This is a genomic window from Cysteiniphilum sp. (genome assembly GCF_057495195.1).
In genome coordinates, this window is the sequence record NZ_JBXTEF010000109.1 from 18,071 (window position 1) to 28,440 (window position 10,370).

The 10,370-nt window shown below is 38.5% G+C and carries 7 protein-coding genes; 3 read left to right on the forward strand and 4 right to left on the reverse strand.

From position 1 onward, the window contains the following. Positions 1 to 5 precede the first annotated feature (5 nt). From ACY10D_RS09960 to ACY10D_RS09975, 4 genes are all read right to left on the reverse strand, one after another. Positions 6 to 461 (reverse strand): hypothetical protein, encoded by a 456-nt coding sequence (locus ACY10D_RS09960; protein WP_487000580.1) that lies wholly within the window; start codon positions 459 to 461, stop codon positions 6 to 8. A gap of 26 nt (positions 462 to 487) precedes the next feature. Beyond that, a complete protein-coding gene (locus ACY10D_RS09965) occupies positions 488 to 1,054 on the reverse strand; it encodes a hypothetical protein (RefSeq protein WP_487000581.1) in 567 nt (188 codons plus the stop codon). A gap of 249 nt (positions 1,055 to 1,303) precedes the next feature. Continuing rightward, the gene (locus ACY10D_RS09970) at positions 1,304 to 3,814 is read right to left on the reverse strand and encodes a TcfC E-set like domain-containing protein (RefSeq protein ID WP_487000582.1); all 2,511 of its coding nucleotides are present in this window, start codon (positions 3,812 to 3,814) and stop codon (positions 1,304 to 1,306) included. After that, positions 3,768 to 4,466: a fimbrial biogenesis chaperone gene (locus tag ACY10D_RS09975; RefSeq protein ID WP_487000583.1), complete on the reverse strand. Its 699-nt coding sequence runs from the start codon at positions 4,464 to 4,466 to the stop codon at positions 3,768 to 3,770. Before ACY10D_RS09975 ends, ACY10D_RS09970 begins: the two co-directional genes overlap by 47 nt. A 146-nt stretch (positions 4,467 to 4,612) precedes the next feature. On the opposite strand from ACY10D_RS09975, the gene alaS reads away from it, so the two are divergent. The 3 genes from alaS to zwf all read left to right on the forward strand — a co-directional run bounded on the left by alaS (position 4,613) and on the right by zwf (position 10,191). Beyond that, positions 4,613 to 7,201: an alanine--tRNA ligase gene (alaS, locus tag ACY10D_RS09980; protein WP_487000584.1), complete on the forward strand. Its 2,589-nt coding sequence runs from the start codon at positions 4,613 to 4,615 to the stop codon at positions 7,199 to 7,201. Positions 7,202 to 7,244: 43 nt separating this feature from the next. After that, positions 7,245 to 8,588, forward strand: coding sequence for a TolC family outer membrane protein (locus tag ACY10D_RS09985; protein ID WP_487000585.1), 1,344 nt, complete (start codon positions 7,245 to 7,247; stop codon positions 8,586 to 8,588). Positions 8,589 to 8,679: 91 nt separating this feature from the next. Then, complete coding sequence (gene zwf, locus ACY10D_RS09990; RefSeq protein ID WP_487000586.1) at positions 8,680 to 10,191, forward strand: glucose-6-phosphate dehydrogenase; 1,512 nt, start codon at positions 8,680 to 8,682, stop codon at positions 10,189 to 10,191. Positions 10,192 to 10,370: the final 179 nt, after the last annotated feature.

A 10,370-nucleotide genomic window follows, 5' to 3' on the forward strand; every position in this document is an offset into this window, starting at 1 on the left:
AGGCTCTAAATATCGGTTAAACGAATAATGAGTGGTTTAGACTTTATATCTTGCGGGGCATTTAACTTGATGGGTACTTGATTATATACTCGGCTTGCAGATACCTTTTGTAGATCATTAAATGTCGCATGATCTTGTAGGCATAAATGCTGTAGGTTTAGTAATGTCTCATCATGAGCATAAACTTCATCTTTATTCTCATCAAAAGAGGCATCAGCTTTTTGTATATTAATTTCATTCATTAGTAGCTCGCATATATGATCAAAGTCTTTAATTTGATAGATAAATCCAGAGCTAGAATTACAAGAGGATGCTAAGTTGCTTGGGCCAAGCGTTTGATGCCAAATAGAGCACTGTTCCGTTATGTAGGCATAGGCAGTGGTTTTTGCATCTTGATTGCTAAAAGAAGCATGTAATAGCTTGGCATTATTCATCCCAAGCAAGATAGTTAAGCTTAACAATAACCTAGTCCAGCAACAATACATGACTAAACATCAGATAATCTAAGTGTCACACTATCTGCGTAAGTTCCTTCAAGTAAGTTACCTGCACCCACACCTGAGACATCAGGTTTTAAGTCAACCGAAACAGCATTATAGACGACTCCTGCAGAGACACTATGGATTGAGATATATCCACCTGTATTATCAGGACATTGGTCTGATACTGAAAGGTTTGCACTATTTTGTATTGTGCCAGAAGGTGTGCCTAAGAAAGTAGCTACGGTTCCTGTTCCTGTCGTAAAGCTCCAAGGCACAGTGCTTGAACCATTAACAAAAGCACAAGTATCATCATCATTTTTGATCGCATAGGTAAAGCCAGAGGCAGAGTTACATGAAGTGGTAAATGTGCCAAAAACGGCGGTTTGGTCACCACCACCCGTTTCTAAGATGGTTTGAGTCAAGCCCTCGGTGCCTGCACTTAGAGAGCATGACTCAGCGATTGCTTCAGTTGCAGTAATTGCCGCATCTTGATCGGTGAATGCAGAAGCTTGGGTTGCAAAACCAATCAAACCAAAGCATAAAGTTAGTGAGGTAAGTTTATGAATACTCATAGTATTTCTCCTTTGTTTTTGCGGGTTAAAACAAAGCAACGGAAAAAAATTTTATAAACTATCTTACGCACGGTGTTGGCAGCATTGCCAAAAATATTTACGTTGTTTTGTTCTTAATTTATGTTAGAACAAACTTAATTAGTGTTTGTCTCACTGTGAATATAGCTTTTGGCGCGATTAAATCAAATAAACTGATCAAAAAAAAGACATTTATGAATCAATGTTGAGACTTTATGACTTAAGTCACAGTTAATTGCTATTGGTTGAATGGCAAATAATGGTGCCAATGTTGAGAATATAGCTTGTTTTACTTGGTGTTTTAGGGATGTTCATAATAGAGCATTTATCTCCCGATGGTAGAGTAAACAGTAATTGATCACTACTATTTGGATATTCAAAATAGACAAAACCGTTACTATCTGATGAGTAGATATTATCATTGATTACTAAGTAAGCATTTGCAATTAGTTTTTTATCTTTGTTAACAAGGGTGGCAGATGCGGTAATATATTGAATAACTTGCCAATGATTATTAAGAATATTGCCGGGCATTACCGTATTATTTTTGGTATCAGCCTCAAATTCATAAGCATTATTGGAGATAGATCGAATAGATATTTTATGCTCACGAAATGCCTCTAATGGAAATAATTTGGTTTGATTTAGATCAAGCTTTCCAATATTGCGCGTATAGTCATAGACCTCAAACTGGCCGTCATCTCCATCAGAGCTACTCACTGAGATAAGTGTGCCAGCGGGGAGTGGTTGTGTATTTGCAATATAACCTACACCAAAGCTAAATGGATAACTCCACGCAATAGCAGAGCTTAAGGTTAGGTTGTAAATAGCTTCACTCGTATTGCTGTAATTTAAATTGCTACGTAATAAGATGTTTTCAGACTGTTGATACAAGTATGCGGATAGACCATTATTATTGTCTTCATTTATATAATTTAAGGAGGCATTGCTAATATTGTTGCTCTCTTGTGTACTATAAGCAACAGCTAATTCATTGCTCAATGTACTGTTGGCTGAATTGTAGCGATTGGATGCGGTCGTTGCCCAGTGAGTTGAGCCAAAGGTAATCGTAATATTTGTGGCAATACTAAAGTCGTTTTTAGCGTAATTAGTACTAAAACCAAGTGAAGCCTTCAGTGATTTTGTTGAATAGACAGGGTAGTTATAAGAAGTCGATAATGTATAATCAATGGGATTTCCTTGTGTCTTGTCTAATGTGCTACTTAAGACGGCATTATGTTGATTATAATTAAGTGATAAGGAATAGTTGAGCTGTGTATTTGTTGTTGTAAATAGGTCTGGTATTTGTGTCTGTTGATCTGTGGTTTCTTCTGCCCAAAGCGAACGAATAAAAAAATTACTGCTAAGAAAATCATTATGTTGATAATTAATATTTAAAGCAGCGCCATAATCATTTTGTGCACTGAGTAAAAATGAGGGCTCAAAATAGGTATTTTTATATACGGCATAAAGTCCAAAATCAAGGAATATGTTATCTTTGACTTGAAGCCATGCCGCTTTAGCGCCCCAATGTCGGCTAATCTTTAGATTGGAACCAAAGTTAAGCACATAGGCATCATTTTGGTAATCGGGAAAATAGTTGTTATTAGAGGTTGTATTAGATAAATAGCCGGTATAGATAAATAAATCTGGAAATTGTGCTGGTGGCAAAGAAGTGTTCTTAAAGAAAAATTGAGTAATTTCCTTTGTTGCACCCAAGAAATCTGTGATGACAATTTTGATTTGATAAGAGCCATAAGGTAGATTTGAAGTATCTATTTGTTGTAAGCCAGCAGGGTAATCAGCAGAGCTGATAAGATCACCATCTTTATAAATACTGACTTGGCTAGGATTATCTAAATATAAGCTTAGGTTTTGAGCATATTTATATAAGTAGCTTTGATTAAGCAAATTTTTATTACTACTTATTCCAACACCCAAAATACGTTGATTGGTGACAAAGTAATTCCCTGATGTTTGTAAATAGCCTGTTTGATATTGATAACGATCAAGATAATAAGTTGCCGCAAGTTCATTGAAATGATTATTGATCGTTGATGTACCATTGTTTGATACTCTCGTTGTTGCTAGTTGGTAGTTTAGCGCTAGATTGCCACTTGAAATAGCGCCTGTGTTAAAGAGTGTTTGAGTGCCAGAACCTGTTTGGATATCCTTAAATTTGCCCGCAGCCGTAAGAAGGAAATTATTAAGCCAAGAAGGTGACGTAAGTCCTGGTGTTTTAATGAGGTAATTGTTTTGTGATAATGTTGTAAGATACTTTGCAGGAATAAATAAATCCACACGAAACCAATCGGGGTTGAAAACAATGGAAAGTTTATTTGCTTTAAAGTTTGAACAAACTGGGATACCTGTTTTTTTATCTGGGCAGGCGTAAGTGGTATTTGTATCAAATGGTAATGATAGGCGTGTCATTATCTCTGATGGATTAGCTAAGCCTTTGATTTTGCCAATCAACTTTTTGGGTTCGGTGAATTGCAGCTTGCCATCAATGATTTCAATTTTAAAGTCACCTAACAAGTTACCATTGTAGTAAACACTGACTTCATTTAAAAAATCTTCGGCCATCTCTTGAAACTCTAAAGGAATGCTTGCCGCGCTAAGTGGTGTATTTAGCTCATGCTGATCGCTTGCCAAGCCAATGTTTTGACAGAGAAGTAAATAGATGAAAATTGCCCTAATTAGAGCTTTGTGTAAGTTTTTGATCAAGGTAGCGAACATCATAAGTCAAAGGCCTTGCATAAGGGACTGTAACCGTGACAGTTTGACCAGCCAGTAGCTGCATGACAATGCGCGGATCTTGACAGTTTTCATCTTTATCATCACATTGCATATGAGACGTGATTTTAGCTGAGGTATTGCCACTATTACTCAATATTACATTATGGTCAGTACGCGATGCACTTATATTAGGGGTTGCATTTCTTGCGTGGACAATCACCGAAGTTGCATAAATAATTTGAGCTTTTGTTTTGACCTTACTGTCTAAGCTTTCAACCTCGGTTGATTCAATCAGAAAAATTTTATCTTTATCAGTAGCTGGTTCCGTCATCATGACACGCACTAATTTTGATTGTTGAGGTTTTAAAATTAATTTATCAGGTAAGAAAAAAACACCATTACTACTTTTATTTTCTAATGGAACTTCTTGACGATCTTTGGTGTTTAAATTTTGGATGCTTAAAATTTTGAGTTTGACAAAAGCCACTTTAGTTCCAATGTTTTTGATAAGAATATTTTGCGGCTTACTCATGTTATTGCCATCACCAAATTCAAGTCTAAGCGGTGAGACGGAAATGGCTGCATACACAAATTGTGATGCAATGCATGATATGCAGAAAGTTAAAAATACCCATAAATGAAATTTTTGGTTCATGGCAAACTCCTGTAAAATTATTTTGTCGTGCGCCTGAAAGTATAGTCAATGATAGAAATTTTGCGCTAACTACTTTTGCCAAGCTGCGATTCTATAGTAAACTAAGCGTCGATTTTGAATTTTAAATTGACACCAGTAGAGCAAGCATGATTACAACTAATGAAATTAGACGGTCTTTTATTGACTTTTTTAAATCCAAAGGACACCAGGAGGTAGCAAGCTCATCGCTGGTGCCAGTGAATGATGAAACCTTATTATTCACAAATGCTGGTATGGTGCAGTTCAAAGATGTTTTTTTGGGCGCGGATAAGAGATCGTATAAACGTGCTGTTAGCTCACAAAAATGTGTGCGTGCAGGTGGTAAGCATAATGATTTAGAGAATGTCGGTTATACCGCGCGCCATCATACTTTTTTTGAAATGTTAGGTAACTTTAGTTTCGGCGATTACTTTAAACGTGATGCTATTTCCTATGCTTGGGAGTATCTCACGGAAGTATTGAAGCTCCCTAAAGAGAAACTATGGGTGACTGTCTTTGAAGAAGATAAAGAAGCAGAAGATATCTGGATCAATGAAGTAGGTGTTGATCCTAAGCGTTTGTCTCGCATAGGTGCTAAAGATAATTTTTGGGCAATGGGGGATACAGGACCTTGTGGACCATGCACTGAAATCTTTTATGATCATGGTCAAGAAGTTGCTGGAGGTCCTCCTGGGACGCCTGAGGAGGATGGTGATCGCTATATTGAGATCTGGAATTTGGTGTTTATGCAATACAACCGCTTAATCGATGGCACCTTAGAGAATCTACCTAACCCATCGGTTGATACGGGGATGGGGCTTGAGCGCATTGCAGCAGTATTGCAGCATGTGCATAGTAATTATGAGATTGATATATTCCAGAAACTTATTAATGCTGCAGCAAAGATTGTGGTCACAGAAGATATCAATAATCCATCGCTTAAAGTTTTAGCAGATCATATTCGCGCATGCAGTTTCTTAATTGTTGATGGTGTTTTACCTTCAAATGAAGGGCGTGGTTATGTATTGCGTCGCATTATTCGTAGAGCCGTGCGCCATGGTTATAAGCTAGGAGCAACGGAAGTTTTCTTTTATCGACTAGTGGCAACATTGGTTGCTGTGATGGCTGAAGCCTATCCCGTTTTGAAAGAAAAGCAGGCGTTAATTGAAGATGTCTTAAAGAAAGAAGAAGAACAATTTGAAAAAACGCTAAGTCACGGCATGAAAATCCTTGAAGAAGAAATTGCCACACTTGATAGCAATGTGATTTCAGGACAGACGGCATTTAAGCTATATGACACTTATGGTTTTCCATTGGATTTAACAGCGGATATTGCCAGAGAGCGCAATTTAACGGTTGATGAAGCAGGCTTTACAAACGCTATGGAAGCGCAAAAAGCGCGAGCAAAATCAGCCAGTAAATTTGGTGTTGACTATAATCAAATGATCAAGACAGATTTACAGACAACTTTTGTTGGTTACTCAGTGCCGGTGTCTGATGCACAGGTGTTAGCGCTTTTTAGTCAGGGCAAAAAAACAGATAAACTTATTTCAGGGCAAGAAGGTGTTGTTATCTTGAATCAAACACCTTTTTATGCGGAGTCTGGTGGACAGGTTGCCGATAAAGGTGTGATTGAGGCATTAGGTAGTGAGTTCACCGTTGAGGATGTGCAAAAATCAGGATCTGCATTTTTACACATTGGTAAGATAACAAAGGGAAGTTTCGCTATTGATGATGAAGTGACCGCACAAATCTCTAATAAACGTACAACAACGGCAGCGCATCACACCGCAACACATTTATTGCACGCAGCATTACGCGAAATTGTTGGTTGTCATGTTGAGCAAAAAGGCTCATTGGTAGAGTGTAATAAATTACGTTTTGATTTCTCAAACCCATCAGCAGTTACGACAAAGCAAATAAAAGAAGTAGAGCATTTAGTCAATGCGATTATTCGTCAAAACCTTGTTGTCGAAACGATAGAGACGTCGCCTGAGGCGGCAAAAGATATGGGTGCGATGGCACTTTTTGGTGAGAAGTATGGTGATATCGTGCGTGTATTGCGCGTTGGCGATTTCTCTATTGAGCTTTGCGGAGGGACGCATGTCACCCAAACGGGTGATATTGGTTTATTTAAAATAACCGCTGAAAGTGGTATTGCTTCTGGCGTGCGCCGTATTGAAGCAGTCACAGGGCTTTATGCTGAGAACTATATAGAGGAAAAAGAAGAGACATTAATAACAATTCATGAGCTTTTAAAATCTAGTGATGATAATGTCTTGGATAAATTGTTGAAATTGCAGCAGCAAATCAAGGCACAAGATAAGGTGATTAAAGGTTTAAAACAGCAAATTTCATCAGGCGATGCTGTTGCTATTAATGAAGCACAAATTGATGATGTCACACTGGTCTCAGCGCTATTACCAAATGTTGATATGGGTGTGCTACGTGAAAAAATTGATCAATACAAAGCACAAAAAAGCAAAGTAGTTGTTGCACTTTCTACTGAAAATGAAGGTAAAGCACAAATTGCCGTAGGTGTGAGTAAAGCAATTACGGATAAGATAAAAGCCGGTGAATTAATCAATTTCATTGCAAATCAAGTTGGCGGTAAAGGTGGTGGGCGCCCTGATATGGCGCAAGCAGGTGGCAATGATCCACAAAATTTACCAAAAGCGATGACTTCGGTGCATGAATGGGTAAAAGACAGACTATAATAGCAAGGTGCTATATCGAACATTAAACTTAGGAAGAAAAGGTATGACCTTTAAAATAAAAACACTTCTTGGAATATCAATTATTGTAAGCTCGGGTGCTGCTATGGCAGCCACTGAAGCACCTGTTGAAAATTTGATGCAAGTTTACCAACAAGCACTTGATAACTCTCCGCAATATAAAGCTGACTTTTACACGATGCAATCAAGTAAAATGGCCGAGCCCATTGCCTTGGGTGCTTTGCTACCAAATATCGGCTTAAACGCAGGAGCCACACTTAATCAGGTTCAGACAACACCAGAAAGTGGCAGTTATCGCAGCTATACAGCAGGTATCACGCTCACGCAAACACTTTTCAACTATGGTGATTATCAGACTTATCAAGCCTCAAAACAAAGTGCCTTAAGTGCTGAAGAAACCTATAATGCACAAAAGCAGCAGTTTATTCTGGATGTGGCAACAGCATACTTTAATGTGCTTAATGCTAAAGAGCAGGTTGTCTTTTTAAAAGAGAAATTAAAATCTGTTAAAAGCACATTAGATCAATCAAAGCTCAAGCTTAAAGTTGGGATGTCAACCAGTGTTGATGTTAAGACTGCTGAAGCAAATTACTATAGTGCATTAGCGGATTTAAAGGCGGCTGAGAACAGTCTTGAGTCAGCTTATTATGCTTTGTATCAATACACGGGTGTCGATAATAAATCATTGGCTGATTTAAAGAGTAATGTTAATTTCACTAATCCGGCACCTGATAATATTGACGAGTGGGTTAAGCGTGCACATGCCAGTAACCCAAATCTCAAAGCGCAGATTTATACGCAAAATGCAGCGGCGAAAACGTGGTCTGCATCAACGGGTAATTTCTTGCCAAATGTCAGTTTGATGGCAAATTATAGTGTCAATGATAACTCTGGTAATAGTTTTGCAACAGATGCAGCAACCCTGCCTTTAGGTAACTATAGCAATGGCTATGTTGGTGTAACTTTTAGTTGGAATATTCTAAATGGTGGCAGTGATTATGCCGCTAGAAAGCAAGCGGCGTTTGATTATCAAGCAGCTGAATTTACCACCCTTGATCAGCAACGCAGCATCACTCAGAATATTGAGGTTGACTTTTATAATGTAGTCTCTGGTGTCAAACAAATCGAAGCCTATAAGCAATCAGTAATTGCAGCAAAAGCTGCATATGAGCAATATCAAGCGCGTTATAAAGTGGGTAGTTCAACCATTACTGAGGTATTAGATCAGCTACAAAAATTATATGAAAGCATGTCATTGTTAGCGACGGCGAAATACCAATATGTGACCGATGTCTTGCAACTTAAGCTTGATGCAGGCACGTTATCAGAGCGAGATGTTCAAATCTTTAATTCATGGCTTAAGTCTTAATTTATTCTCAGGATCAAAGCAATCAGCAGATGAAATTACCAGTAAAAAATGATATAACTAACGGCGTTTGATCACTAACTAGAGAAGCTTAATGCAAAAGAAGCTAGCAAACGGAGTTATCGTCATTTTTGGCGCCTCTGGGGATTTAACCGCACGCAAATTAATGCCGGCAATATTTAGTCTTTATCAGCAAAAAGACTTAAGTAAAAGCAATATTGTATTAGGGGTGTCGCGTAGCCAGTTTGATGATGAGCGTTTTCGTCAAAAAATGCAAGAAGCATTGCTGGAGGAGCATCCAAAAGAAAAAAAAGCGATCGATAAGTTCTTGGCACAAGTGTTTTATCAGCAGATAGATGTCTATAAAGATGAAGGCTATGTCTGTTTACAAAAGCGCTTAAAGGCACTGTGTAAAACACACAAGCTTGAGCATAATTTTTTGTTTTACTTGTCAACGCCACCGAGCTTGTACTATGAGATTCCACAGCATATTGCCAAGCTTGGGCTTAATGACGAAAGCGATGGTTATAAACGCATTATTATTGAGAAGCCCTTTGGCACAGATGAGCAAAGTGCTCAAGCTTTGAATGCGCATTTATTGCAGCATTATCAAGAGTCACAGTTGTTTCGTATTGATCATTATTTAGGGAAAGAAACCGTTCAAAACCTATTGGTATTTCGCTTTGCTAATGCGATTTTTGAGCCACTTTGGAATGCTTCACATATTGAGAACGTTCAGATTTATGCCAATGAGGCAATTGGTCTGGGCTCGCGTGCTGGTTACTATGATCAAAATGGGGCGATTCGTGACATGATACAAAATCACCTGTTGCAGCTATTAGGCATTGTCGCCATGGAGCCACCGGCAAAGATGGATGCTTATTCAATTCGTAATGAAACCTTAAAGGTATTTCAATCGATTCGTCGCTTTAAGACTGCTGAAGATATTAAAGAGAATGTTGTCACAGGACAATATCAAGAAGGCTGTGTGCAAGGTGTTTGTAAAGGTGCCTACCGCGATGAAGAGGGTGTTGCTACAAACTCAACAACGGAAACTTATGCCGCGATTCGCTTTTTTATTGATAATTGGCGTTGGCATAATGTGCCGTTTTATGTGCGTACTGGTAAGCGCTTGAATCAGCGTGTGTCTGAGGTGGTGATTAATTTCAAAGCCACACCTCATCCGTTCTTCTCTCAAGTGCAAAAGATTACCAAATTTAAAAATCAATTGGTGATTCGTATTCAGCCGGATGAGGGCATTAAATTAAGCTTTGCTGCCAAAGAACCAGGCAGTGGCTTTAAAACGCATGAAGTCGATATGGGCTTTTACTACTCTGACTTTGCACAGAAATCAATGCCAACTGCCTATGAGCGCTTGATTCTCGATGCCTTGCAGGGCGATAATACGCTGTTTGCTCGAAATGATGCGGTCGAAGCCTGTTGGAATATCATTGACCCGATTATTCAGTATGTGCAAAAGCATGGTAAAGACTTATTAAGCTTTTATCCAAGTGGCTCATTTGGTCTTGTTGAAGCCGATAAGATGATTGCTGAGCTTGGACACACTTGGCGCAATCCATCATCTGTCTTTAAGCAGAAAAAGTAATAGCGCATGGTGGAGATTTTAAAACACCCCGTCAACCTATGGCTGCCACCCCTCTTGTAAAGAGGGGAATTAGGCAATGGTGGTTTTTATTCCCCTCTTTGCAAGACATAGGTTTATAGGGATCTTTTTGTAAGTGGGTTTTAAAATGGTTGAGTTAAAGATAAGATGAATAAAATCAC

Excerpts from the sequence above, each read along its gene's own strand:
- alaS (WP_487000584.1), top strand. The coding sequence starts at position 4,613 with ATGATTACAACTAATGAAATTAGACGGTCTTTTATTGACTTTTTTAAA.
- zwf (WP_487000586.1), top strand. The coding sequence starts at position 8,680 with ATGCAAAAGAAGCTAGCAAACGGAGTTATCGTCATTTTTGGCGCCTCT.
- ACY10D_RS09970 (WP_487000582.1), bottom strand. The coding sequence starts at position 3,814 with ATGATGTTCGCTACCTTGATCAAAAACTTACACAAAGCTCTAATTAGG.
- ACY10D_RS09975 (WP_487000583.1), bottom strand. The coding sequence starts at position 4,466 with ATGAACCAAAAATTTCATTTATGGGTATTTTTAACTTTCTGCATATCA.
- ACY10D_RS09985 (WP_487000585.1), top strand. The coding sequence starts at position 7,245 with ATGACCTTTAAAATAAAAACACTTCTTGGAATATCAATTATTGTAAGC.
- ACY10D_RS09965 (WP_487000581.1), bottom strand. The coding sequence starts at position 1,054 with ATGAGTATTCATAAACTTACCTCACTAACTTTATGCTTTGGTTTGATT.